Source organism: Pseudomonas sp. BT-42-2 (assembly GCF_025847435.2).
Lineage (GTDB): Bacteria > Pseudomonadota > Gammaproteobacteria > Pseudomonadales > Pseudomonadaceae > Aquipseudomonas > Aquipseudomonas urmiensis.
Genome location: NZ_JAOYTM010000011.1, coordinates 81,024 through 105,739 on the forward strand (window position 1 = coordinate 81,024; position 24,716 = coordinate 105,739).

24 protein-coding genes are annotated in these 24,716 nt (G+C 62.6%); 14 read left to right on the forward strand and 10 right to left on the reverse strand.

Translation table 11 applies throughout. From position 1 onward, the window contains the following. Window positions 1-25: 25 nt before the first annotated feature. Window positions 26-610, reverse strand: a complete 585-nt coding sequence (locus OIU19_RS13690) for a PilZ domain-containing protein (protein WP_264235438.1) — start codon at window positions 608-610, stop codon at window positions 26-28. A gap of 93 nt (window positions 611-703) precedes the next feature. On the opposite strand from OIU19_RS13690, the gene OIU19_RS13695 reads away from it, so the two are divergent. From OIU19_RS13695 to OIU19_RS13705, 3 genes are read left to right on the forward strand one after another with little or no spacing between them, the layout of a single operon-like run. After that, the gene (locus OIU19_RS13695; protein WP_186556345.1) at window positions 704-1,954 is read left to right on the forward strand and encodes a lipoprotein-releasing ABC transporter permease subunit; all 1,251 of its coding nucleotides are present in this window, start codon (window positions 704-706) and stop codon (window positions 1,952-1,954) included. Between the two features lie 7 nt (window positions 1,955-1,961). After that, on the forward strand, window positions 1,962-2,645 hold the full coding sequence (gene lolD / locus OIU19_RS13700) for a lipoprotein-releasing ABC transporter ATP-binding protein LolD (protein WP_186556346.1): 684 nt from the start codon (window positions 1,962-1,964) through the stop codon (window positions 2,643-2,645). A gap of 59 nt (window positions 2,646-2,704) precedes the next feature. Then, complete coding sequence (locus tag OIU19_RS13705) at window positions 2,705-3,949, forward strand: lipoprotein-releasing ABC transporter permease subunit (protein ID WP_264235440.1); 1,245 nt, start codon at window positions 2,705-2,707, stop codon at window positions 3,947-3,949. Window positions 3,950-3,980: 31 nt separating this feature from the next. Here OIU19_RS13705 and OIU19_RS13710 read toward each other — a convergent pair whose 3' ends face one another. Both OIU19_RS13710 and OIU19_RS13715 read right to left on the reverse strand, forming a co-directional pair. Further along, window positions 3,981-5,324 carry a heavy metal sensor histidine kinase gene (locus tag OIU19_RS13710; RefSeq protein WP_319004513.1) on the reverse strand — a complete coding sequence of 448 codons (1,344 nt, stop codon included), beginning with the start codon at window positions 5,322-5,324 and terminating at the stop codon, window positions 3,981-3,983. Further along, a complete protein-coding gene (locus OIU19_RS13715) occupies window positions 5,324-6,004 on the reverse strand; it encodes a heavy metal response regulator transcription factor (RefSeq protein ID WP_264235441.1) in 681 nt (226 codons plus the stop codon). Before OIU19_RS13715 ends, OIU19_RS13710 begins: the two co-directional genes overlap by 1 nt. A gap of 176 nt (window positions 6,005-6,180) precedes the next feature. Here OIU19_RS13715 and OIU19_RS13720 point away from each other — a divergent pair, with 176 nt between their 5' ends. Both OIU19_RS13720 and queF read left to right on the forward strand, forming a co-directional pair. Next, window positions 6,181-6,684, forward strand: coding sequence for a cupredoxin family protein (locus tag OIU19_RS13720; RefSeq protein WP_264235442.1), 504 nt, complete (start codon window positions 6,181-6,183; stop codon window positions 6,682-6,684). Window positions 6,685-6,752: 68 nt separating this feature from the next. Next, window positions 6,753-7,583 carry an NADPH-dependent 7-cyano-7-deazaguanine reductase QueF gene (gene queF / locus OIU19_RS13725; protein WP_264235443.1) on the forward strand — a complete coding sequence of 277 codons (831 nt, stop codon included), beginning with the start codon at window positions 6,753-6,755 and terminating at the stop codon, window positions 7,581-7,583. A 43-nt stretch (window positions 7,584-7,626) separates the two neighbouring features. Here the strand turns inward: queF and OIU19_RS13730 are convergent, their stop codons facing one another. Both OIU19_RS13730 and OIU19_RS13735 read right to left on the reverse strand, forming a co-directional pair. Continuing rightward, window positions 7,627-7,890: a DUF4404 family protein gene (locus tag OIU19_RS13730; RefSeq protein WP_209871096.1), complete on the reverse strand. Its 264-nt coding sequence runs from the start codon at window positions 7,888-7,890 to the stop codon at window positions 7,627-7,629. A gap of 123 nt (window positions 7,891-8,013) precedes the next feature. Then, window positions 8,014-8,577, reverse strand: a complete 564-nt coding sequence (locus OIU19_RS13735; protein ID WP_264235444.1) for a phosphonoacetaldehyde phosphonohydrolase-related protein — start codon at window positions 8,575-8,577, stop codon at window positions 8,014-8,016. Window positions 8,578-8,768: 191 nt separating this feature from the next. Between OIU19_RS13735 and OIU19_RS13740 the strand changes: the two genes are divergently transcribed. Then, complete coding sequence (locus tag OIU19_RS13740; protein WP_186556354.1) at window positions 8,769-9,476, forward strand: VacJ family lipoprotein; 708 nt, start codon at window positions 8,769-8,771, stop codon at window positions 9,474-9,476. 138 nt (window positions 9,477-9,614) lie between these two features. Here the strand turns inward: OIU19_RS13740 and OIU19_RS13745 are convergent, their stop codons facing one another. Then, on the reverse strand, window positions 9,615-9,914 hold the full coding sequence (locus tag OIU19_RS13745) for a PilZ domain-containing protein (RefSeq protein WP_264235445.1): 300 nt from the start codon (window positions 9,912-9,914) through the stop codon (window positions 9,615-9,617). Between the two features lie 269 nt (window positions 9,915-10,183). On the opposite strand from OIU19_RS13745, the gene rssB reads away from it, so the two are divergent. Beyond that, window positions 10,184-11,368, forward strand: coding sequence for a two-component system response regulator RssB (rssB, locus tag OIU19_RS13750; RefSeq protein WP_264235614.1), 1,185 nt, complete (start codon window positions 10,184-10,186; stop codon window positions 11,366-11,368). Beyond that, on the forward strand, window positions 11,365-11,847 hold the full coding sequence (gene rssC / locus OIU19_RS13755) for an anti-sigma factor antagonist RssC (protein WP_186555062.1): 483 nt from the start codon (window positions 11,365-11,367) through the stop codon (window positions 11,845-11,847). The genes rssB and rssC overlap by 4 nt, the downstream gene beginning before the upstream one ends. Before the next feature lie 115 nt (window positions 11,848-11,962). Here the strand turns inward: rssC and OIU19_RS13760 are convergent, their stop codons facing one another. The 4 genes from OIU19_RS13760 to OIU19_RS13775 all read right to left on the reverse strand — a co-directional run bounded on the left by OIU19_RS13760 (window position 11,963) and on the right by OIU19_RS13775 (window position 17,978). After that, complete coding sequence (locus OIU19_RS13760) at window positions 11,963-13,852, reverse strand: alkaline phosphatase D family protein (RefSeq protein WP_264235446.1); 1,890 nt, start codon at window positions 13,850-13,852, stop codon at window positions 11,963-11,965. A gap of 175 nt (window positions 13,853-14,027) precedes the next feature. Then, window positions 14,028-14,954 carry a transaldolase gene (gene tal, locus OIU19_RS13765; RefSeq protein WP_264235448.1) on the reverse strand — a complete coding sequence of 309 codons (927 nt, stop codon included), beginning with the start codon at window positions 14,952-14,954 and terminating at the stop codon, window positions 14,028-14,030. A 305-nt stretch (window positions 14,955-15,259) separates the two neighbouring features. After that, the gene (gene dusA, locus OIU19_RS13770) at window positions 15,260-16,270 is read right to left on the reverse strand and encodes a tRNA dihydrouridine(20/20a) synthase DusA (protein WP_264235449.1); all 1,011 of its coding nucleotides are present in this window, start codon (window positions 16,268-16,270) and stop codon (window positions 15,260-15,262) included. A gap of 265 nt (window positions 16,271-16,535) precedes the next feature. Continuing rightward, on the reverse strand, window positions 16,536-17,978 hold the full coding sequence (locus OIU19_RS13775; protein WP_264235450.1) for a HAMP domain-containing sensor histidine kinase: 1,443 nt from the start codon (window positions 17,976-17,978) through the stop codon (window positions 16,536-16,538). 344 nt (window positions 17,979-18,322) lie between these two features. Between OIU19_RS13775 and OIU19_RS13780 the strand changes: the two genes are divergently transcribed. The 6 genes from OIU19_RS13780 (at window position 18,323) to OIU19_RS13805 (ending at window position 24,658) form a co-directional block, all read left to right on the forward strand. Then, window positions 18,323-18,613 (forward strand): hypothetical protein, encoded by a 291-nt coding sequence (locus OIU19_RS13780; RefSeq protein ID WP_264235452.1) that lies wholly within the window; start codon window positions 18,323-18,325, stop codon window positions 18,611-18,613. A gap of 10 nt (window positions 18,614-18,623) precedes the next feature. After that, window positions 18,624-19,256, forward strand: a complete 633-nt coding sequence (locus OIU19_RS13785) for a hypothetical protein (RefSeq protein ID WP_264235453.1) — start codon at window positions 18,624-18,626, stop codon at window positions 19,254-19,256. A 269-nt stretch (window positions 19,257-19,525) separates the two neighbouring features. Continuing rightward, window positions 19,526-20,011, forward strand: a complete 486-nt coding sequence (locus OIU19_RS13790) for a formate dehydrogenase subunit gamma (protein WP_186555056.1) — start codon at window positions 19,526-19,528, stop codon at window positions 20,009-20,011. Beyond that, the gene (locus OIU19_RS13795; RefSeq protein ID WP_264235454.1) at window positions 20,005-21,558 is read left to right on the forward strand and encodes an NADH-quinone oxidoreductase subunit NuoF; all 1,554 of its coding nucleotides are present in this window, start codon (window positions 20,005-20,007) and stop codon (window positions 21,556-21,558) included. Before OIU19_RS13790 ends, OIU19_RS13795 begins: the two co-directional genes overlap by 7 nt. After that, window positions 21,555-24,440 carry a formate dehydrogenase subunit alpha gene (gene fdhF / locus OIU19_RS13800; protein ID WP_264235455.1) on the forward strand — a complete coding sequence of 962 codons (2,886 nt, stop codon included), beginning with the start codon at window positions 21,555-21,557 and terminating at the stop codon, window positions 24,438-24,440. The genes OIU19_RS13795 and fdhF overlap by 4 nt, the downstream gene beginning before the upstream one ends. Next, window positions 24,437-24,658 (forward strand): formate dehydrogenase subunit delta, encoded by a 222-nt coding sequence (locus OIU19_RS13805; protein ID WP_186555053.1) that lies wholly within the window; start codon window positions 24,437-24,439, stop codon window positions 24,656-24,658. Before fdhF ends, OIU19_RS13805 begins: the two co-directional genes overlap by 4 nt. Window positions 24,659-24,716 lie beyond the last annotated feature (58 nt).

Below are 24,716 nucleotides of genomic sequence, written 5' to 3' on the forward strand. Positions count from 1 at the left end.
TCCTTCAAATCAAAAAGAGCAGGGCTCAGGAGGCGGGATCGTTCTGTTCCAGCGCCTGGCGTCGTTGCTGTTGCTGGCGCTGCAAGATGTAGCGGGCGAGCAGTTGGCGCTGGGCATCGGTCATGTCGGTGAATTCGGTGCCGACCTCGTAATCGCCATCCGGGCGCAGGTCGCAGTGGCTGACCCTGCCGCGCAGCAGCAGGCCATGGGCGCGGGGCATCAGCACCATTTTCACTTTGACCCGAGTGCCTGCGGCGATCTGCTGGGCCTGGGCGAACTCGATGCCGCCTTCGGACAGAATCACCCGGTGCGGCTGGCCGATTTCGCCCAGCAGGGTTTGGGCGACCACGGCGCTGAGCAGATCGAGGCGTTTGTTCTGGGCGCGCAGAAACGCGGCGAGGGTGCGGTCTTTGTCACTCAACTGGCGTAGCAGATGCTGGGATTCGAAGTCCGACAGGTGCAGTTCGCTGAGCAGGTTGAATAGCGGCGAATCATCCTGCAACAGTTCTGGCTCAAGGGCCTCAGCCGCGCTCAAGGGGCTGATTTCCAGTGCGATCCTGTCTTCGATGCGGTAGTATTCGCGGCGATCTTCATCGTCTAATGTCGTCATGGCGAACCCAAGGTTACGGCGGTGGTCCGAGTGTAAAGCCGCCGTAGGCGCCCCGCCACAAGGACGTTCCCTTTCATCCGAACAAGCCCCGACATGTTCAGACCTCTATTCGCATTCATCGGTACGCGTTATACCCGTGCCAAGCGTCGCAATCACTTCGTCTCGTTCATTTCCCTGACCTCGATGATCGGCCTCGCCCTGGGCGTGGTGGTGATGATCGTGGTGCTCTCGGTCATGAACGGTTTCGACCACGAGATGCGTACCCGCGTGCTTGGCATGATCCCTCACGCCACGCTTGAGAGCGGCCAACCGATCAATGATTGGCCGGCCCTTGCTCAACAAGTAAAGCAGAATCCGCAAGTGCTGGCGGTGGCGCCCTTCACCCAGATGCAGGGCCTGCTGACCCACGACGGCAAAGTCTCCAAGGTGCTGCTCAACGGCATCGATCCGGCCCGTGAGCGGGAGGTGTCGATCATCGACAACTTCATTCGCGAAGGCAGCCTGGACAAGCTTGCACCGGGCGAGTGGGGCATCATGATCGGCGACAAGGCCGCCGCCAAACTGGGCGTTGCCATCGGCGACAAGCTGACCTTCGTCGCCCCCGAGGTCAGCGTGACGCCGGCCGGCATGTTCCCGCGCATGAAGCGCTTTACCGTGGTCGGCACCTTCCACGTCGGCGCTGGCGAGATCGACGGTTATATGGGGCTGACCAACATTGCCGATCTGTCCCGCCTGCACCGCTGGAAGCCCGATCAGGTCCAGGGTGTGCGGCTGAAGTTCGACGACCTGTTCCAGGCCCCACGGGTTGCCTGGGATATCGCTCAGCGCCTGGGCGACCAGGAGTTCTACGCCCGCGACTGGACCCGCAGCCACGGCAACCTGTACCAGGCGATTCGCATGGAGAAGGCCATGATCGGCCTGCTGCTGTTGCTGATCGTCGCGGTGGCGGCGTTCAACATCATTTCCACCCTGGTGATGGTGGTCAACGACAAGAAAGGCGACATCGCCATCTTGCGTACGCTCGGCGCCACCCCCGGGCAGATCATGGCCATCTTCATGGTCCAGGGTACGGTAATCGGCGTGGTCGGGACCTTGATCGGCGCCGTCGTCGGCATCATCGCCGCACTCAATGTCAGCGCCGCGATCGCCGGCCTGGAGACGTTGATCGGGCACAAGTTCCTCAACGCCGATGTGTACTTCATCGATTACCTGCCGTCGCAGATCATGGCCCAGGACGTCTGGCAGGTCTGTGGCGCGGCATTGGTCCTGAGTTTCTTCGCCACCCTGTACCCGGCCTGGCGTGCGGCCCGCACCCAGCCTGCAGAGGCGCTACGTTATGAGTGAGTCGCGCATGAGTGATAAAGCCGTTCTGAGTTGCCGCAACCTGGGCAAGTCCTACGACGAGGGCCCGGAGTCGGTGCAGGTGCTGGCCAATCTGCAGCTGGAGCTGCACCCCGGCGAGCGTGTGGCCATCGTCGGTAGCTCAGGTTCGGGCAAGAGTACCTTGCTCAACCTGCTCGGCGGTCTCGACACCCCAAGCCAGGGCAGCGTGTGGTTGGCCGGCGAGGAGTTGTCGGCGCTCGGTGAGCGCGCCCGCGGCCTGCTGCGCAACCGCGCGCTGGGCTTCGTCTACCAGTTCCACCACCTGCTGGCCGAGTTCACCGCTCTGGAAAACGTCTGCATGCCGCTGCTGATCGGTCGCACGCCGATCCCGGAGGCGCGCGAGCGGGCTGAAGCGCTGCTAAAACGCGTGGGCTTGAGCCATCGCCTGAGCCACAAGCCGGCTGAGTTGTCCGGTGGTGAGCGTCAGCGCGTGGCGATTGCCCGGGCGCTGGTCAATCGCCCAGGCCTGGTGATGCTCGATGAGCCGACCGGCAACCTCGACCATCACACCGCCCAGGGTATTCAGGAGCTGATGCAAGAGCTTTCCAGCGCTTCGCAAACCGCCTTCCTGGTGGTCACCCACGACCTCAACCTGGCGCGTCAGATGGACCGCGTATTGAAGCTCGAAGACGGCCACCTGGTGGCGATCTGAGTCGCTTGCCCGGGGCGGGATAAACCGCCCCGCAACTTTTTTCTTGGGTGTTTTCGTACATGTTCAGACCCTTGCCCTTGTTCATCGGTGCTCGCTACACCCGTGCCAAGCGCCGCAATCACTTCATCTCGTTCATCTCCATGACCTCGATGATCGGCCTGTCCCTGGGCGTGCTGGCGATGATCGTGGTGCTGTCGGTGATGAACGGCTTCCAGCGTGAGATGAGCTCGCGCATTCTCGGCTTGGTGCCGCATGCCAGCATCCTTGGCGTGCAACCGCTGGATGATTGGCAAAAAATCGCCGATGCCGCGCTGAAGAACCCGGCAGTGATCGCCGCGGCGCCGATTACCGAAATGGAAGGCATGCTGTCCTACAAGGGCGCGATGCAGCCGATTCAGGTGGGCGGTATCGACCCGGCCGAAGAGGGCAAGGTTTCCATCGTGGGTCAGCACATCGTCCAAGGTAGCCTGCAAGACCTGGTGCCGGGTGAATACGGCGTGGTCATCGGCGAGCTGACAGCGCGACGTTTCCGCCTCAATACTGGAGACAAACTGACCCTGATCGTTCCTGAGATCAGCAAGGCGCCGGGCGGTATCACCCCGCGCATGCAGCGCCTGACTGTGGTTGGCATCTTCAAGGTTGGCGCCGAACTGGATGGCTCGCAGGCCTACATCAACGTCGCTGATGCCGGCGAGATGCAGCGTTGGGCACCGGGTAGCGTGCAGGGCGTGCGGCTCAAATTGCATGACTTGTATGCCGCGCCGCAGGTGTCCAAGGCAATTGCTGCGCAGCTGGGGGCGGCCTATCACGCCGATGACTGGTCGCACACCCAAGGCAGCCTGTTCAGCGCCATGAAGATGGAAAAGACCATGATTGGCCTGCTGCTGATGATGATCATCGCGGTGGCGGCGTTCAACATCATCGCCACCTTGGTGATGGTGGTGAACGACAAGGGTTCGGACATCGCCATCCTGCGCACCATCGGCGCCACGCCTGCGCAAATCATGGGGACGTTCATGGTCCAGGGCAGCTTGATCGGTATTGTCGGCACCTTGATCGGTGGCGTGCTTGGGGTGATTGCCGCACTCAACGTCAGCCAGATCGTTGGCTGGCTGGAGCGGGTCAGTGGCCAGCATATCTTCACATCCGATGTGTACTTCATCAGCAGCCTGCCTTCGCAGTTGCAATGGACTGATGTGGCAATAATCTGCACGGCAGGGTTGGTGATGAGCTTCCTGGCGACTATCTATCCGGCGTACCGCGCTTCGCAGATCGAGCCGGCCATGGCGCTGCGTTACGAGTGATGGATTGGGGGCCGCTTTACGGCGGCCCCGGTCATCCCGGTAGGTTGATCACAAATCGCGTCCAGCCACCCTCACATTCCGCCCGAATCCCCCCGCCATGCGCCTGGACGATCGACCGGGTAATCGCCAGTCCCAAGCCCGCATGCTCGCTGCTGCCTTCCCGTCGCGCAGGATCAGCCCGGTAGAAGCGATCAAACAAGCGCTGCAACGCCCCCGCCTCAATCGCAGGCCCGGTGTTGGCCACTGTGATACTCAACCCCGCAGCCAAGCTCACCTTGATCGTGCCACCTTGAGGGGTGAAGCGCAGCGCATTGTCCAGCAGGTTGGAAAGCGCCCGCCGCAGCATGTGCCGATCGCCCTCGATCGTCGCCGCGCCCTCGCGTAGCAGTTGCACGTCGCTTTCCTCGGCCAGCGCAGCGTAGTAGTCGAGCAGGGCATCGATCTCCGCAGCCAAATCCAGCGGCTGGCGGTTGGGCATCAACAAGCCATGGTCAGCCTTGGCCAGGTAGAGCATGTCGTTGACCAGTTGGGCCATCCACTGCAGCTCTTCGAGGTTGCCATGTAGCGCCTCGCGATACTCTTCCAGGCTGCGCGGACGGGTCAGGGTGACCTGGGTGTGGGTCAGCAGGTTGGACAGCGGCGTGCGCAGCTCATGGGCGATATCGGCAGAAAATGCCGAGAGCCGCTGGAAGGCGTCATCCAGACGCTGCAGCATGGCGTTCACCGTGCTGGCCAGCTGCGCCAATTCTTCTGGCATCTGCGCCACCGGCAGGCGCGTGGTCAGGGACTGGGCACTGACGCTCGCCGCCACTTCGCCGATCTGTCTTAACGGTCGTAGCCCGCGCCGCGCGGCCCAGGCGCCGAGCAGGGCGGTGGCCAGTGCCGACAGGCCGACGGTGAGCCAGATCAGTCGCTGCATGCCCTGCAAGAAGTGTTGGTGGTGGGTAATGTCGAGGAACAGGGTCAGTTGCGCGGCGTGCTCAGCGTGCTCATCGAGCGGCACGGACAGGCTGCGGTAATCGACGTTGTCGGCACGCAAGGTGGCCAGGCCAGGTTGCACCGCATCCTCAGGCAGCCCGGGGCGACTCTGGAACCACAGCTCGCCTTCGGCGCCACGAATACGCAGCGCGAGATCGGCCTGGTGGCTGAGTTCTCCACGCAGCGCTGGCAGTCGGGTGGCCAGTTTGTCCGCCGAGTCGACCCCGGCCAGTTGGCTGCGCAACTGCGACAGGCGGGCGCCGAGCAGTTGTTGGTCGAGTTCGATGAAATGGTGTTTGCTGGCATGGCTGAACAACAACCCGGCAGTCAACGACACCGCCGCGGTGCAGGCGGCGAACAGCAGGGCCAGGCGGCTGCCCAGCGACAATTGGCGCATCAGTCCTGGCGCTCCTCAAGCACGTAGCCCATGCCGCGCACGGTGTGGATCAGCTTGTTGCGATGGGCATCATCGATCTTCAGGCGCAAGCGGCGGATGGCGACTTCGATGACATTGGTGTCGCTGTCGAAATTCATGTCCCAGACCTGGGAAGCGATCAATGACTTGGGCAGTACCTCGCCTTGGCGACGCAACAGCAGTTCGAGCAGGGCGAACTCCTTGGCGGTAAGGTCGATGCGCAGCCCGGCGCGCTCGGCGCGGCGACGAATCAGGTCCAGACGTAAATCGGCGAGGGTCAGCGTGGTGTCAAGGCTAGGGCTGGCACCGCGTCGTAACAGGCTGCGCACGCGCGCTAACAGCTCGGAGAAGGCAAACGGCTTGACCAGGTAATCGTCCGCGCCAAGTTCCAGGCCGTGCACGCGATCCTCCACGGCATCGCGTGCGGTCAGAAACAACACTGGCGTCTCCAGGCCCGCCTGGCGCACGGCTTGAAGAATCTGCCAGCCGTCACGGCCAGGCAGCATCACATCGAGGATCAATAGCGCATGATCGCCGGTCAGCGCCAGGTGCAGGCCGGTTTCGCCATCGGCGGCAAGCTCGGTGGCGAAGCCTGCTTCGCTCAGGCCCTGGCGCAGGTATTGGCCGGTCTTGGCCTGGTCCTCGACGATCAGCAGTTTCATGCACGGTCCTTCTCATGTTGAAGCCCATCGCCCGGCTGGATGCGCTGGCGTGCGGAAATGATACGTGATGGTTTTGCCCTTCGCCCAAGCTGACAAAGTTGTAATCTTCCTGTCAGCTAGCTGCCAGTCATTGCCCCATAAAGTCGCTTCATCATCGCTGTAACCCCGGAGTAGATATGAAACACCCGCTCATCGCCGCCGCCCTCGCGCTGTTCAGCCTACCTGTGCTGGCTGATAGCAGCCATGGCTTGGCCTTTGGCGAGCCAGCCCCGGCAGCCAAGGCCACGCGCACCATCGAGGTTGTGCTCAAGGACATTTCCTTCGAACCGAAAAGCCTGCAGATTAAAGCCGGAGAAACGGTGCGCTTCGTCCTTATCAACCAAGGCCAATTGCCCCACGAGTTCAACCTGGGCGACAAGGCCATGCACGTCGAACACCAGAAACAGATGATCGCCATGCAGGGCAAGCTGTTTACCGCCGGGATGAATCACGAGGGCATGGACCACAACCAAATGGGCCATGGCGAGCACGGCCATGCGAGCGGCAATACGGTACTGCTGCAGCCTGGTCAGCGCGGCGAGTTGACCTGGACCTTCCGCACCTCGGCACCGATCGAATTCGCCTGCAACGTGCCCGGCCACTACCAGGCTGGCATGGTCGGGCCGTTGACCATCGAGTGACTTGCTGCCCAAGGCGGGGTGCAAAACCGGTAGACTAGGGGCAGTTTCGAACTTTCAGGTCAGATTCCATGCACCCCGCAGCCGAACACTCTCCGCTGGGCAAGTCCAGCGAATACATCTCTACCTACACGCCATCGCTGCTGTTCCCCATCCCACGCCTGGCCAAGTGGGCCGAGCTTGGGGTCAGCGGCGATGCCCTGCCATGGCAGGGCGTCGATTACTGGAACTGCTTCGAGCTGTCCTGGCTGCTGCGGTCGGGCAAGCCGGTGGTAGCCATCGGCGAGTTCGCCATACCGGCAGATTCACCGAATATCATCGAGTCCAAATCGTTCAAGTTGTACCTCAACTCGCTGAACCAGACGGTCTTCGCCTCTACCGATGAGCTGCAGGCGTGCCTTGAGAAGGACCTGTCGGCTGCGGCTGGCAAGCCGGTAGCGGTGCGCGTGCGCACCCTGGCCGAGGTTGAAGGTGAGGGCGTGGTGGCGCTGCCGGGGCAGTGCATCGATGGTCTGGATGTGGCGATCAGCAACTACGAGCAGCCACAACCACAGTTGTTGCAGTGCGATCCGCAGCGGGTGGTGGAGGAGGCGGTTCACAGCCATCTGCTCAAGTCCAACTGCCCGGTCACTGGCCAGCCTGACTGGGGTAGCGTGGTGGTGGAGTACAAGGGGCTGGCGCTGGATCATGCCAGTCTGCTGACCTATCTGGTCAGCTTCCGCCAACATGCAGACTTCCATGAGCAGTGTGTGGAGCGGATCTATCTGGACCTCAAGCGCTTGCTCAAGCCGGAGTATCTGACAGTGTATGCGCGCTATGTGCGCCGGGGGGGCTTGGATATCAACCCGTATCGCAGCACTGGGGCGATCAGACCGAACAATCTGCGACTGGTTCGTCAGTGACAATGTAGGGGCCGCTTTGCGGCCCCTACATTGTTGCGCGGGTTTAGATGCCCATGCTGTGCAGGCTATTGGCGATACTGCGCAGGGTGGCAGTCAGGTCCGGGTGTTCGACTTCAAAGCGCTCGACCGCCAGGTTGAAACCATCAGCCAGGTTGTTGTCCGGCGTAGCTTCCTCAAGCTTCAACTGAGCTTCGATCTGTCTGGCTTCTTCATGCAGCGCGGCCAACTCTTCTTCCGTGAGCGGCACATTTCGATCCAGTTGCTCGCGCAGGCTGTTCAGCCGCTCTTGCAGTTCGCGGGCAGGCATTGGGTGTTCTCCCTCTATGGCTTGGCAAAGCATGGACCTCGGCAACTAGGCAAAGGTTCTCACCTGTCTTCAAGCGTAATCCACTCGCTGCTGCTTTGCATGATCCGCGTCAATCACCCTGTGTCAGGGTTTTTCGCCCTTGCGCCGACGTTGGGCGATGTCCGCCAGGCAGGTATCGAGTGCTTCCAGATGATCGATCACCGAGTGCACGCCCAGGCTGAACAGCTCAAGGGTCGCCTTGCCTCGCGCGAGCTCGCGATCTTGCGGGTTCATGGCTTGCCACTGGGTCGAGGAAAGATCGCACGAGGGGCTACAGGCCGCCAGGCCTACCGTCCACAGCCCAGCGTTGAGCCCGCACTGCAGCAAGCGCGGGTCGCCGCTGACCACCACGCAACCGTCTAGCTGCTGGCTTTGCAATTGCATCAGCGCGTGCCAGCAGGCGTTGGGCGCAGGCCAAGGGGGAGAGGCGGTCAGCTGCCCCGGTAGCCACTCAGGCAGCACACTGGCCAAGCGCTCGCCTTGGGCGGTGTTGAGTTCATCGAGCCAAATGCAGGGAATGCGTTGCTGACGCAGGCCGGCTAGGGTTTGCAGGGCGCCGGGGGCGGGGAGGGGGTTGCCCTCGGCTGGCTGGACCAGGCAGCTGCGCAAGCCGAAGAGCACAGCGGTGAATGCGGGTGCGTCGTGCATGGTAACGTCCCTGAAATACTGCGCAGGCTATGCGTCGATTGTTACCGTGGGATGACTTCGCAACAGATGTTCACAAAATGTTGAGCAATAATGTGTAAGGCTGTTTATCAGCCAGCGACCCTTTATACTGTCGCCTTCTTAAGCAGCGCACCAAGGCGCCTGCGACCGTGAAATCCGATGGAGAAACATCTATGCATAGGATCGGTGCCGGAGTGATCGAGCGAATCACCCACGCCTGTGTCTGCGCCAGCCTGCTATTGGCGCCCGTGGCGGCCACCCAGGCGGCGACCGAAGAAGATCCCTGGGAGGCGGTCAACCGCCCGATCTTCAGGTTCAACGACACCCTTGATACCTATGCCCTCAAGCCGCTGGCCCAGGGTTACCAGGCGATCACCCCGCAGTTTCTCGAAGACGGCATTCACAACATCTTCCGTAACCTGGGCGATGTTACCAACCTGGCCAACAATGTCCTGCAGCTCAAGCCGCACGCGGCTGGCGTGGATACCGCGCGGTTGATCGTCAACACCACCTTTGGCCTGGGCGGTTTCTTCGACGTCGGCACCAAGATGGGCCTGCAGCGCAACGACGAAGACTTCGGCCAGACCCTGGGTTACTGGGGCGTAGCCAGCGGCCCGTATGTGGTGATTCCACTGCTTGGTCCAAGCACCGTGCGCGATGGCCTGGCCAAGTATCCGGACACCTACACCGAACCCTACCGGTACATCGACCACGTGCCGACGCGTAACTCGATCATTCCCGTGGACATCATCGACACCCGCGCCAGCCTGCTGTCGGCCGAGAAGCTGATCAGTGGCGACAAGTACGTGTTCATCCGCAACGCGTACTTGCAGAATCGCGAGTTCAAGGTCAAGGATGGCGAAGTCGAAGACGACTTCTGATCTCAGTATTTTGTGAAACTGGGGCCGCTTCGCCGCCCTTCGCGGGCAAGCCCGCTCCCACAGGGTTCGACGCTGTACTGGTGGGAGCGGGCTTGCCCGCGAAGGGCGGCGAAGCGGCCCCAGTTTTTTCGTAACAGATCAATGCATCGCCAGAATCCGCAGGCCGAACTTCTGCTGGCCGCCAGGCTGATCGGCGATCCACACCACCTCGGTACTGGCGTGCAAACCCTTGAGCGCCGGGTGGTCGGAGTCAATGCTCACCTCGATCTGGTCGCCTACCTGGTAGCGTTGCGGGGCCTTGATCTGCATGCCGCTGCTGGACAGGTCCACGCATACCGCAGAAATCACCTGGCCAGCATGCAGCAGGCTGACTTGGGCATCGATTCGCATGCGGATGAAATCGCGCTTTTCGCTGTGATTACTGGGTGTCTGGTGCATGCATGATCCTTTCATCGGGTTGCGTTCTACGGGTTTCTTATAACTCTCAGCAATTTGCCCGGTAAAGTGCACTGCACCCGACCCTCGCATGCTTGAAACGCCTGGCGGATGGGAGTACCGTCTGCGCCTTACAGGGCACCTCTGCTGGTTGCCGGACAAGGGTTCTTGTCCTACAACTCAAAGAGTAGAGCAGCCAAAGAGTATTCCAGTAGTGCTCGTCGCTTTTCATGACGATCCTACGCCAACCCAATCCGGCGCCGTTCGCCCACATGCAGAAAACCAGTGCAACGCTGCTGATCATCGATGACGACGACGTGGTCCGTGCGAGCCTCGCCGCCTATCTGGAAGACAGTGGCTTCAGCGTCCTTCAGGCCGGCAATGGCCAGCAGGGGCTTCAGGTCTTCGAAGAACACCAGCCCGATCTCGTGATCTGCGATCTGCGCATGCCGCAGATGGGCGGCCTCGAACTGATCCGTCGGATCAGCGAGTTGGCCCCTCAGTTGCCGGTGATCGTGGTGTCCGGTGCCGGTGTCATGAGCGACGCCGTCGAGGCCTTGCGCCTGGGCGCTGCCGATTACCTGATCAAGCCGCTCGAAGACCTCGCCGTCCTCGAGCACTCGGTGCGCCGCGCCCTCGATCGCTCACGCCTGGTGTTGGAAAACCAACGCTACCGCGACAAGCTGGAAGCGGCCAACCGCGAGCTTGAGGCCAGCCTGCACCTGTTGCAGGAAGACCAGACCGCCGGGCGCCAGGTGCAGATGAACATGCTGCCCGAGAGCCCGTGGGTGGTGGATGACTTCGCCTTCGAGCACCAGATCATCCCGTCGCTGTACCTTTCGGGTGATTTTTCCGATTACTTCCGCGTGGATGATCGGCGCATTGCGTTTTACCTGGCAGATGTCTCCGGCCATGGTGCCTCGTCGGCGTTTGTCACGGTATTGCTGAAATTCATGACCACCCGCCTGCTGTTCGAATTCAAGCGCGGCGGCAAGATGCGTGATTTCAAACCCTCGGAAGTGCTCAGCCACATCAACCGTGGGCTGATCAACTGCAAGCTGGGTAAGCATGTGACCATGGTCGGTGGCGTGATCGACCAGGATACGGGTCTACTGACCTACGCCGTCGGTGGCCACCTGCCGCTGCCGGTGCTGTACACCCCAGGTCAGGCCCGCTACCTCGAGGGCCGCGGTCTGCCGGTTGGCTTGTTCGAAGAGGCAACCTATCAGGATGTGGTCATGGAGCTGCCCGAGCAGTTCAGCCTCAGCCTGATGTCGGACGGCATACTGGACCTTTTGCCTGGGGACACGCTCAAAGATAAAGAAGCTGCCTTGCCGGATATCGTCAAAGCAGCGGGTGGCAGCCTGGATGGGCTGCGCCAACGTTTCGGATTGGCTACGCTTGGGGAGATGCCGGATGATATCGCCCTATTGGTGTTGAGCAGGAACCTTCAATGAGTACCGGTAGAATCCAGTTCGCCGAGCAGAGCGGTACCTTCGTACTGAAATTCGTCGGTGAAGTGCGCCTGACCCTGTGTTCGGCCTTGGATGCGACGATCGAGAAGATCTTCACCGCGCTGAACTTCTCGGCCATCGTCATCGACTTGACCGAGACCGAAAGTATCGACAGCACTACGCTGGGCCTGTTGGCCAAGCTGTCCATACTGTCCCGGCAGAAGGTCGGCCTGTTGCCGACCGTGGTCACCACCAACCCGGATATCTCGCGCTTGTTGCAGTCGATGGGCTTCGATCAGGTGTTCAACATCGTCGATCGTCCGGTACCCTGCCCAGAGTGCCTCACCGACCTGCCATCGCAGGACCAGAACGAAGACGTAGTGCGCTCCAAAGTGCTTGAGGCGCACAAGATCCTCATGGGCCTGAACGATTCCAACCGTGAAGCGTTCCATGACCTGGTGAGCGCGCTGGAGCGTTCATGATTCGAAGCCGCTCACACATGATCGCGGCAATCCAAACCCTGTGATCACCGCGCCCCTGTAGGCGCGGGCTTGCCTCGTGAAGGCGTCAGCTCAATCACCGCCCAGTCCGCCAGGCTCACTGATCCCGGACAAACTCATTCGCCGTCGAGCCATCGGCATTCAACTGAAACACCCGCTCCGGCTGCCCCTGCGCATTGAAAAACACCTGCCCCAGGCCGGCGCTATTCCACAAGCGCTCGCCAGCCTCACTGCGGCTCGGCAAGCGCGGCGCCACTTCCATCAAGCGCCGCTTGGTAAACCAGTTGAGCGGTGAGCGTGGCGAGTACAGCCAGCGATTAAGCCTGTCGAGCACATCCAGCAAACGCTTGGGAAACTCGTTCTTGATCCCGCTGCTGGTGATCTGCCACAGGTGCGGATTGCGCTGGCGATGGCGGATCATCACCTCATAGACGAACGAATAGTGCACATCCCCCGACAGCACCACGTAATGCCCCGGTGTGCGTGAGTGGCGGAAGATATTCAGGATCACTTGCGCAGCGCCGCGGTGGGCCATCCAGTTTTCCGCATCCACCAGTAGCGGATAACCGCACCAGCTAAATACCCGCTGCACGGTTTCAATCAGCTTTACCCCGAAGATCGGCGCCGGTGAGACGATAATCGCCGATGGGTGATCGAGCAGCGACTGCTGCAGTTCACTCAGCGCCTCCCAGTCGAGCAAGCCGGAAGGCTTTTTCAGGCTGCTCTCACTGCGCCAGCGCCGGGTGCGGGTGTCGAGCACCAACAGCGGCGGATTGCTCGGCAGATCGTACTGCCAGCCCTGAAAGCGCAGCAGTTCGCCAATCAGGGCGTCCTGAGCCTGTTTGTTCAGATGCCGCTCGATACTGTTATCGCCCAGCGTCGCGCAGTGCTGGACCAGTTCTTTGCAGCTATCTGGATCGTTGCCCCAACCCTGGCAGAGCAAGTAGCCGAGCAAGGCATTACCGATGATCCGTCGCGAGAACGGATGGCCGTAGGCCGTTTCTTCCCATTGCGCCGAAAGGTTCCAGTCGTCGGTAATATCGTGGTCGTCGAAGATCATCAGGCAGGGCAGGTGCGCCATTACCCGTGCCACCTGGCCAAGGCCAGCAGCGAAGGCTTCGATCAGCGGCAGCTCTGCTTGGTAGCGCGCCTGCCGCTGTTTGGTGAGACCCTCGGGCATGTTCATGTCTACCAGCGCCCACGGCGTCGGCGACCAGACCAACAGATACATCGCCATCACCTCAGCGAAGGTCACCAGGTGGTTGTCGGCGTTGCTCGAGGAGAAAATCGGCTTGCGCTTGCCGCCGAAGAAGCGTTCGCGCAGGCTCTCGTTGCTCTCCTGGGCCGGCAGCAGGTCGGCGCGGTGGTAATAGCAAGCTGGATGGCGATACAGCGCTGTGCTGTCGTCGACCAAGGCGCCGTCCAGCGCTTCCTTGAACAGGCCCAGGCGCTCGATCAAACGATGGATGGCGCGCAGCATCGGGCCGGCGACATCGTCGGCATAGACCTGGTCGCCGCTCATCAGTAGCAGGGCAGGGCGCTGCTCGGGGCTGGCGCAGTCTTGCAGCAGCCGGTCGGCGCAGAGCAGGCCGTCGGCAGCCGGATGATGAGGCTTGCGGCACGAGCCGTGGAGCAGCTGTTCGATCCGCTCGCGCAAGACCAGGCTTGGCCGGCTGGCGCCGGGATACAGCAGGTGCGGTGCCCAGGCGGCAATGCCTTCACCGGTGCTCAACTGCAGGTCGTATTCAATCGCCACGTTGCACGGCAACGGGGTGTCGAAGTGGACATCCAGCAGGTGTACGAATGCGTGCGTACCCATTGCAATCACTTGGCAGTCAACGCTCGCCTGGATGCCTGGGCAATCGAGAATAAAGCGCGGATCAAGCGGTTGCGAACCGACCAGCCAGATGGCCAGGCGCTGGGGTTCCAGGCGGCGCAGCACAGGCCCGGCCAAGACGGGGGGGAGGAGATCGGCAGAGGGTGTCATCGACAGCTCAAATGGGTAGCAGCAAGCCAAGCCCGCCCCCGCAGGATACGCGCAGTCCCTGTAGGAGCGGGCTTGCCCGCGAAGAAGTCAGCAAATTCAACACAACATCCGGACTTGTAAGCAATGGGCGCAAGATGCTCGGCACTTTACGCCCGTCAGGCAAACCCGATTTGTATCAGGCTTTTTCTGCCAGCAGTGCTTCCAGCTTTTCCTGGTCCCGGGCGAACTGGCGAATCCCCTCGGCCAGCTTCTCGGTACCCATTGCATCTTCGTTCATCGCCCAACGGAACTGGCTCTCGCTCAGTTGCTGTTTGGCCTCGCCTTGATTGCCTGGCTTGAGAATGCGCGGCAGCTCGCCCTGATCATCGCTCAGCTGTTGCAGCAGTTCAGGGCTGATGGTCAGGCGATCGCAGCCAGCCAGTTGCTCGATCTGGCCGATGTTGCGGAAGCTCGCGCCCATCACCACAGTCTTGTAACCATTGGTCTTGTAGTAGTCGTAGATGCGCGTGACCGACTGCACGCCTGGATCCTCGGCACCGACGTACTCCTTGCCGGTACTTTTCTTGTACCAGTCGTAGATCCGCCCTACGAACGGCGAGATCAGAAATACCCCGGCATCGGCGCAGGCCTGTGCCTGGGCGAAGGAGAACAGCAAGGTCAGGTTGGTCTGGATGCCTTTCCCCTCCAGCTTCTCGGCGGCGCGAATGCCTTCCCAGGTCGAGGCCAGCTTGATCAGCACGCGATCGCGGCCGATGCCAGCGCCATCGTACAGCTCGATCAAGTGCTCGGCCTTGGCCAGCAGCGCAGCCTCATCGAACGACAGCCGTGCGTCGACTTCAGTCGAGATCCGCCCCGGAATGACCTTGAGAATCCCCGCGCCCACGGCTACGGCGAACTTGTCGCAGGCCAGGTCGACATTGCCCTTGCTATCGGCCTTCACTTGCTTGAGCAGATCGGCATAGCCAGGGATGGCTGCGGCCTTGAGCAGCAGCGACGGGTTGGTGGTGGCATCGACCGGCTTGAGCCGTGTGATGGCGTCCAGGTCCCCGGTGTCGGCGACCACGGTGGTGAACTGCTTGAGTTGTTCCAGCTTGGAGGTCATGGGCGTGCTCTGTCCTGTGCAATGACTCGACATTACCCGACCCCCGACGGCCGCTCAAGGGCCGTCAGAGTGTCAGGCACAACCATCGCGAATTCACGCAAAACCCTGTAGCAGCGGGCGTGCCCCGCGATGGGCTGAGTACCAGCCTCGGGATCGACGGCCGTACCGAGATCCCCAGGCTATACGAAAGGTGAAGCTTCGAGTCAAAACCCAGCCCAGGGTTCCGCTCGCTTGCTTGATGCACGCATTGCGCGACCCGCGAAGAGGCCAGCCCAGCCCCCACTCATCTTTGGCAATACCCTAGCTCAGCGACCCTGCAGCAATTCAGCAGCCTGATCCAGCACCGCCAACGGCGCGTCAGTCTTGTGAATATCCGCCGACAGCAATTGGCGGAACCGCCGCGCCCCCGGGAAGCCCTGGCCAAGCCCGAGAATATGCCGCGTCACATGGTGCATCGCGCCACCGCTGTCGATATGTGCAACGATGTAGGGCCGCAGCCGCTCCATCGCCTCACTGCGGCTAACCACCGGCGCGTCACTGCCAAACAGCTGCTGATCCACTTCGGCCAGCACATACGGATTGTGGTACGCCTCGCGCCCCAGCATCACCCCATCGAAGGTCGTCAGGTGCGTGCGGCACTCATCCAGCGTCTTGATCCCACCGTTGAGCACGATTTCCAGATCAGGGAAGTCCGCCTTCAACTGCGCCGCGACGTCATAGCGCAGCGGCGGGATCTCCCGGTTCTCCTTGGGCGACAGCCCCTCAAGAATTGCAATCCGCGCATGCACGGTGAAACTACGGCAGCCCGCCTCGCGCACCTGGCCGACGAAATCGCACAGTTCGGCATAGCTGTCACGCCCGTTGATACCGATGCGATGCTTGACCGTAATCGGCGTTGCCACCGCATCACGCATGGCCTTGACGCAATCGGCCACCAGTGCCGGGTGGGCCATCAGGCAGGCACCGATCATGTTGTTCTGCACCCGGTCGCTGGGGCAGCCGACATTGAGGTTGACCTCATCGTAGCCCGCCTGCTCGGCCAGCCGCGCGCAGGCCGCCAAGTCAGCCGGCACGCTACCGCCCAGTTGCAGGGCCAGCGGGTGCTCGGAGACGTCATGGCGCAGGAAACGGTCGGCGTCGTTGTGCAGCAGGGCGCCGGTGGTGACCATTTCGGTGTAGAGCAGGGTGTGCTTGGAGAGAAGGCGCAGGAAGAACCGACAGTGGCGGTCGGTCCAGTCCATCATCGGTGCAACGCTGAAGCGGCGGGAGGGCTCAGGGCGGCTGGTCAGCGGCGTTGTGGAGGCTTCGAGAGGCATTTTTAGGTACGCGTAATGTGCTGGTTCGGCGCGCTTGAGGGCGCGGTCCAAATCAGCCTTGGAAATTGAGGCCTCAGATTGTACCAGAGTGACGGCGTTGACCCGCAGAACACGATGGTCCACGCCCCTGGTGCAGTTGATTGCCTGCATCAGGCGTCGATGCGCTTGTGTTGGTTGTTGCGCAGGGGGGCGCTTTGCCGCCGATCGCAGGCTTTGCCCCTACAGGATGGTGGGAATCGCCAATCACAGCCTGGACGCATGGGCACTAGCCAGCCTTGGCCTTGAGCCCGTCCAGATCGGTCCTGAATCGCAAGCAAATCCGCGTGCCCTGGGTCGTGAGGTTGTGCAAGCTGGCCTCGCCACCAAACCGCTCCATGATCTGCCGGACCATCACCAAGCCAATCCCCAGACGGCCTTGCTTGGTGCTGTAGAACGGCTTGAACGCCATCATTTCCTGCTGACGGCTCAGGCCTTGCCCGGAGTCGTCGATGCACAGCAGCAACTGGCCTTCATCTAGCCGATCAAGGGTCAACACCAGCTTGCCGCCCTCTGGCATGGCTTCGATGGCATTGGCCAGCACGCTGTTGAGCAATTGCCCAAGCAGCAGCGCGTTACTCAACACTGGCGGCGCGCTGTCTGGATTGAAGACGGCTTCGATTCGCGCTTGGCGCAGCTGCGATTCGAACGTGCCCAGGGCCGTGCGCACGGCGCTAATCAGGTCCACCGGCTCGGGTTCGCCGCGCAGGGGGCGTAAACACAGCAGCAGATCATGCAACCACCCCGACATGCGGTCGACCTGGCTGATGATGTCGGTGATGTTGCCGGTCGCGGGTTGGCCGGGCACCACCTGGGCCAGCTCGGCGCTGCTGCGAATGCTTGCCAGGGGGTTGCGCAGGCTGTGGGCGACGGCGGTGGACATCTCTACCAGGCCGCCGTAGGTCTTGTTCGCCAGCAAGCGCGAGGCGCGCCAGACGATCCAGAACAGGCCGAAATAGATAGTCAGCCCGCCGAGCGCAGTGGCGGCCCAGATCAGCTTGTGGCCGCGGTCGATCCGCTCGATCAGGTCGACCGGCTCTTTGTAGATCTCGACCATGGCCAGCACCTTGCCTTGGTCGTCGACCAGCGGGATGTAGTGCTCGACGAAGAACATCTTCGGCGCACGTACGAATTGCTGCTCGGTGCGGCCGGCCTCGACCTCGTTGTAGCGCGCGCTGACTTGGCCATGCGAGGCGAAGGCTTGTTCCAGGGCTGAATCTTCATGCACCTGGCGGCCGATCAGCGCCGGGTTGGTCGACCAGATCACCTTGCGCTCGGGGGAGAAGATGCTGGCCAGCAGCACGTCGGGCAGGTGCGCCAGGTGGTCGAGGAACTCCGAGCGGGCGCGTTCGCGGTTCTTGCCGGTTTCGCCGGTGAGCATGCCGTACTGGGTCGAGGCCAGCACGTCGCCCATCTTCATGCCATCCAGGTCGTGGTGGCGAATCTCGCCGAAAGCCATCGACTGGATGAATTGCGCCGACAGCAAGGCATCGCGCTCCAGGCTTTCATTGACCAGAAACCGCGTCGACAGCGAAGCCAGGCCGATCGCCACGGCGCTGATGATGACGAAGCTGATCAGCGAGAAGCGCCGCATGAGGTTGAACGGCTTGACCGGTCCCGGCTGGGAGAACCGTCGGCGGATGGGCGCGAGCCAGGCTGACAAGGATGGCATCGGGAGACCCCTGGTCGAGAGTTTTGGACGGTGCAGGCCCGACGGCAGGGGCGCGCGGGACTGATGGCATTTAGTACCTAGTCTAGGTGCATACCGGCGCAGTGAGGGGATTGCTTGCGGGGTAGACCAGCCGGTTTAACCACCTTGCAGCAACATCGTGAAAAACCAGGACAACGCCCGACACATTGTCCGGCGCTGCGCCGATTTAAGCGCTGCCATAGTTATTCAAGGGTGGCGCTGGTTGCATGTGCACACAGGCAGGCTGCCGTTGGTCGCTCGAATCCGCTGGGAGGTGGATTCGCTTTCTATTTTGTACGATGATTTTCGTATTGGCAGGGATGGCTATGAAAGATGGGTTCAGGAAGGCCCGGCACGATGTGATCGCTGCGCTGGAGTCCGGTAACTACCTGCATGTTGCGCGTGGCGATATCGAGGTGAAAAACCTGCTAGCGATGGGCGAGGTTACGGCTGAGGTGCTTATTCGCGTTATTCGCTCCTGCAGCGGCGTCCATCACCACTGCAGCCCTCACCACGCCGTGCCGGCCATCGATGTGCATGTGCTCAAGCGCCTGGGGTGGTACATCAAGTTCTATTTCATCGAGCCAGATACCTGGTTCGTCAGTGTTCATCAGTGAGTGACAGATCATGAAGATCTTCTTCGAAGGCGACACCGGCAAGGCGCTCTGTGAGCAGTGCCAGGCACTGGTGCAGATGCGCTATGTGCGTCGCGACGTGCCGTTCAGCGATAGCCAAGGCCAGGCCAAGGACGTGCTGGTGGGGGTATGCCTGGGCTGCGATAGCGTGGTCGCGATCCCGCCGCAATCCACGCCGGCGATTCGCGAGGCGCGCAAGCAGCAGCTCAAGTCGATCGAGGCGCGCCTGCCGGCGGTCTATCTGGATGTACTGGACACCGCTATGCATGCCGTGAGCAACGATGCGGGGGCCAGCCTGCGCAAGCTGTTCCTTGGCTACTATTTTCATGCTTTGGCTCACGCCCAAGGCGCGGCGGGGCTGCCGGCGGCGCATGCGACGTTCAGTGCTGCGCTGGAGCAGCAACTGCACATGCGTGCACTCGCTGCACCAGCGGCCACGCGGCGGCTGTCGATGAAGGTCAACGCCCATGTGGCCCAGGATTACCTGGCGTTGCTGCAGGCCACCCAGATGAGCCAGACGGAGCTGCTCAAGGCCGTGATCGCGCGTATTCAGGCCGATGTACTCCAAGCGCGTGATCCTGCGGTGATCGGCGACTTGCAGCGTCTGGTGCACTTGGCCATTTGAAGGTGCCCAGCGGCTGGCTTTGCAAATCGGCCTTGGCGAGTGGCTAGGTCGGTTTCAGGATACGCCTGGTCGTTCGCACGCAACCTCCAGGCGACAGGAGTGCCATGCTGTGAGGATGCCCTCAGGACCAGTGCACGTAGATGCACGGCCACGGGCAAGGAGGTGCCCGCAGACCACGCGCCCGTGACGTGGCCGGTGCACCGCAGCAGAACACGCCGGAACCAGGCCTGCCCACGTGCAGCCTGGTCCGTGATGCCGAGGTCCGCTGTATGCCTGATCCGACCCTTGAACTGCCCGTGATCCAGCGTGTGCTGGATCACCACCGCGACACCCCTGGTGCGCTGTTGCCGATTCTCCATGCTATCCAGGCTGGCAGCGGCTACATCCCCGACGCCGCCGTACCTGAGATCGCCCATGCCCTCAACCTGAGCCAGGCCGAAGTGCGCGGGGTGATCAGCTTCTACCACGACTTCCGCACGTCGCCGCCTGCGCGCCACACCTTGCGCCTGTGCCGGGCCGAATCCTGTCAAAGCCGTGGCGCCGAGGCGCTGGCCGCGCAACTGCGTGAACAACTGGGGCTTGATGATCACGGCACTAGCGCCGATGGCGCCGTCAGCCTGCGCCCGGTCTATTGCCTGGGCGCTTGCGCTTGCTCGCCAGCGCTGGAGCTCGATGGCCAGGTGCATGCCCGGCTTACCCCTGAGCGCCTGCGTACGCTGGTCGACGGCTGCCTGCAGGAGGCCAAGCCATGCTGAAGCTGTTCATCCCCTGCGACTCGGTCGCCCGCGCGGTCGGCGCTGATCAGTTGGCCGCTGCCCTGGCCGCTGAGGCCGAGCGTCGGCAAATTGCGCTGCAGATCCTGCGCACCAGCTCGCGTGGCCTGTACTGGCTGGAGCCGCTGGTCGAACTGGACAGCGCCGCTGGCCGCTTGGGCTTCGGCCCGGTGATGGTCGAGGATGCGGCCTCGCTGCTCGATGCCCTGGTTGCAGATCCCGCCAGCCATCCGCTGGCACTGGGTTTGGTCGAGCAGATTCCGTATTTGAAGACGCAACAGCGCCTGCTGTTCGCGCGTGCCGGCATTACTCGGCCTCTGTCGTTGGATGACTACCGCAGCCATGGCGGCTTTGACGGGCTGGCCAAGGCGGCGCTGATGGATGGCGCGGATGTGGTCGCTGCGGTGCTCGACTCCGGCTTGCGCGGGCGCGGCGGCGCGGCGTTCTCGGCGGGGATCAAGTGGCGCACCGTACGCGATGCCCCGGCAGGGCAGAAGTATGTGGTGTGCAACGCTGACGAGGGTGACTCCGGCACTTTCGCCGACCGCATGCTGATGGAGGGCGACCCGTTCCTGTTGATCGAAGGCATGATCATCGCTGGCCTGGCGGTGGGGGCGAGCAAGGGCTACATCTATGTGCGCTCGGAATACCCTGACTCGGTTCGGGCGCTGAACGAGGCAGTGCTGCTCGCCCGTGAAGCGGGTTATCTGGACGCTACTGGCAGCGGTGTGGCCTTCGACCTGGAGGTGCGGGTGGGGGCTGGCGCCTACATTTGCGGCGAGGAAACCGCGCTGCTCGAATCGCTCGAAGGCAAGCGCGGGATCGTCCGCGCCAAGCCGCCACTGCCGGCGCTCGAAGGCCTGTTCGGCCAGCCGACCCTGGTGCATAACGTGCTCACCCTGGCCTCGGTGCCGATCATTCTGGCCAAGGGCGCGCCGTTCTACCGCGACTTTGGCATGGGTCGTTCGCTGGGTACCTTGCCGTTTCAGCTGGCGGGGAACGTCCGCCAGGGTGGGCTGGTCGAGCGCGCGTTCGGCCTGACCCTGCGCGAACTGGTCGAGGGCTACGGCGGCGGCACGGCCAGTGGCCGGCCACTGAAGGCTGCGCAGGTCGGTGGCCCACTGGGCGCCTGGGTGCCGCCAAGCCAGTTCGACACACCGCTGGACTACGAGGCCTTCGCCGCCCTCGGCGCGATGATTGGCCACGGCGGAGTCGTGGTCGCCGACGACACCCTGAACATGGCTGGCATGGCACGTTTTGCCATGCAGTTCTGCGCCGAGGAGTCGTGCGGCAAATGCACCCCGTGCCGGATCGGCTCGACCCGTGGCGTGGAGGTGGTCGAGCGCTTGATCGCCAGCAGCGACCCAGCCTATCGCCAAGAGCAGGCCGACCTGCTGCGTGACCTGTGCGACACCCTGCAGTACGGCTCGCTGTGCGCCATGGGCGGGATGACTTCGTATCCTGTGGCCAGCGCTCTCAAGCATTTCCCTGCCGACTTCGGTCTGGCCAGCCCGGAGGCCGCGCAATGATCAATTTCTTCGACCCCGCCAGTGACATCGACCTGGGCACCCCTGCGCGTGATAGCGAGGTACAGGTCAGCCTGAATATCGATGGCCGCGCGATCAGCGTGCCTGCCGGCACCTCGGTGATGCGCGCTGCGTCGCTACTGGGTACCAGCATCCCCAAACTGTGCGCCACCGACAGCCTGGAAGCGTTTGGTTCGTGCCGCATGTGCATGGTGGAAATCGACGGCATGCGCGGCTACCCCGCCTCGTGCACCACGCCGGTCACCGAGGGCATGGTGGTGCGCACGCAAACCGCGCGCCTGGCCGACCTGCGGCGTAACGTCATGGAACTGTACATCTCCGACCACCCGCTGGACTGCCTGACCTGCTCGGCCAACGGCAACTGCGAGCTGCAGAGCGTGGCCGGCCAGGTCGGCTTGCGCGAGGTGCGTTATGGCTATGCCGGTGACAATCACCTGGCCGAGGCCAAGGATGTTTCCAACCCCTACTTCGACTACGAGCCAAGCAAGTGCATCGTCTGCAGCCGCTGCGTGCGCGCTTGCGAAGACATCCAGGGCACGTTCGCCCTGACTATCACAGGGCGCGGCTTCGACTCGCGAGTGGCAGCGGCGGGTGGCGACAACTTCCTCAATTCCGAGTGTGTGTCTTGTGGAGCGTGTGTGCAGGCCTGTCCGACCGCGACCCTGACCGAGAAGAGCCTGGTGCAGCTCGGCCAGCCGGAGCGCGCGGTGATCACTACGTGCGCTTATTGCGGCGTGGGCTGCTCGTTCCGTGCCGAGATGAAGGGCGATCAGCTGGTGCGCATGGTGCCGGACAAGAACGGCGGCGCCAACCATGGCCATGCCTGCGTCAAGGGCCGCTTCGCCTGGGGTTATGCGACCCACCCCGATCGCATCACCACGCCAATGATCCGCAAGCACATCGACGACCCTTGGCAAGAGGTCAGCTGGGACGAGGCCGTCAGCTATGCGGCCAGCGAGCTGCGCCGGATCCAGCTCAAGTACGGGCGCGATTCGATTGGCGGGATCACCTCCAGCCGCTGTACCAATGAAGAGGCCTACCTGGTACAAAAGTTGGTGCGTACCGCCTTTGGCAACAACAACGTCGATACCTGTGCGCGGGTCTGTCATTCGCCCACCGGCTACGGCCTCAAGCAGACCTTGGGCGAGTCGGCTGGCACGCAAAGCTTCGACTCGGTGATGCTCGCCGACGTGATCCTGGTGATTGGCGCCAACCCCACCGATGCCCATCCGGTGTTCGGCTCGCAACTCAAGCGGCGCCTGCGCCAAGGCGCCAAGCTGATCGTCATCGACCCACGGCGTATCGATCTGGTCGACTCGCCGCATGCGCGCGCCGAACTGCACCTGCAATTGCGCCCAGGTACCAACGTGGCCATGCTCAACGCCTTGGCCCATGTGATCGTCACGGAAGGGCTGCTCGATCAGGGCTTCGTCGATAGTCGCTGCGAAGCGGCGGAATTTGCCCGCTGGCGCGACTTCGTCAGCCTGGCGGATAACGCCCCTGAAGCGCTCGGGCCGATCTGCGGCGTACCCGCCGAGCAGATCCGCGCTGCTGCCCGGCTGTACGCCAACGGCGCCAATGCGGCCATCTACTACGGGCTGGGTGTTACCGAGCACAGCCAGGGCAGCACCGCGGTGATGGGCATCGCCAACCTGGCCATGGCCACCGGCAACATTGGTCGCGAAGGGGTAGGGGTCAACCCGCTGCGTGGCCAGAACAACGTCCAAGGCTCCTGCGACATGGGCTCGTTCCCGCATGAGCTGCCCGGCTACCGGCACATTTCCAACGAGGGCGTGAGGGCTGAGTTCGAGCAGGCCTGGGGCGTGACCTTGCAGCCCGATCCGGGCCTGCGTATTCCCAACATGTTCGAAGCGGCCTTGGATGGCAGCTTCAAGGCCCTGTACTGCCAGGGCGAGGACATCGCCCAGAGCGACCCCAACACCCAGCACGTCACTGCCGCCTTGCGCGCCATGGAATGCGTGGTGGTGCAGGATATCTTCCTCAACGAGACGGCCAAGTTCGCCCATGTGTTCCTGCCGGGCAGTTCGTTCCTGGAAAAAGACGGCACCTTCACCAACGCCGAACGGCGTATCTCGCGGGTGCGCAAAGTTATGGAACCGCTGGCTGGCAAGGCGGACTGGGAAGCAACCGTGGCCCTGGCCAACGCCTTGGGCTACCCGATGGACTACCGCCACCCGTCCCAGATCATGGATGAAATCGCCCGCCTGACGCCGACCTTCCACCGCGTCAGCTACGCCGAGATCGATCGCCACGGCAGCCTGCAATGGCCGTGCAACGAGGCCGCGCCCGACGGCACCCCGACCATGCACATCGGCCAGTTCGTGCGTGGCAAGGGGCGCTTCATGCTCACCGGTTACGTGCCCACCGACGAGAAGGTCAACAGCCGCTATCCGCTGTTGCTGACCACCGGGCGCATCCTCAGCCAATACAACGTCGGCGCCCAGACCCGGCGCACCGGTAACGTCGCCTGGCACGCCCAGGACCGCCTTGAGATCCACCCAAGCGATGCTGAAAGCCGCGGCATCGTCGAGGGTGATTGGGTCGGCATCGGTAGCCGCGCCGGGCAAACCGTGTTGCGTGCGCAGGTCACTAGCCGGGTCGCGCCGGGGGTGGTGTACACCACCTTCCACTTCCCCGAGTCGGGCGCCAACGTGATCACCACCGACAACTCCGACTGGGCCACCAACTGCCCCGAGTACAAAGTCACGGCGGTGGAAGTGGTGCGCGTGTCGCAGCCTTCGGCCTGGCAGCAGCGCTATCAGGCGTTCAGTGACGAACAACGGCGCTTGCTCAAGGAGCGCCGCCACAGCGACCAACCGGAGACTGCCGAGGTGCGCCGATGAGCGTCGACAATCTGATCAAGATGGCCAACCAGATCGCCCATTACTTCGACAGCGAGCCAGACCGCGCCCTGGCGGTGCAAGGGGTGAGGCAGCATCTGCACAGCTTCTGGGCCCCGGCGATGCGCCGGCAACTGGTCGAGTGGATGCAAGCCAATCCGGGGGAGGGGATCGACCCGTTGGTGCGCGAGGCGCTGGCTTCAGAGACGGTGGCGGCCTAGGTGTTTGCAGGGTGTCATTGGCGGCCCTTCGCAGGCTTACCTGCGAAGGGCCGCGCTC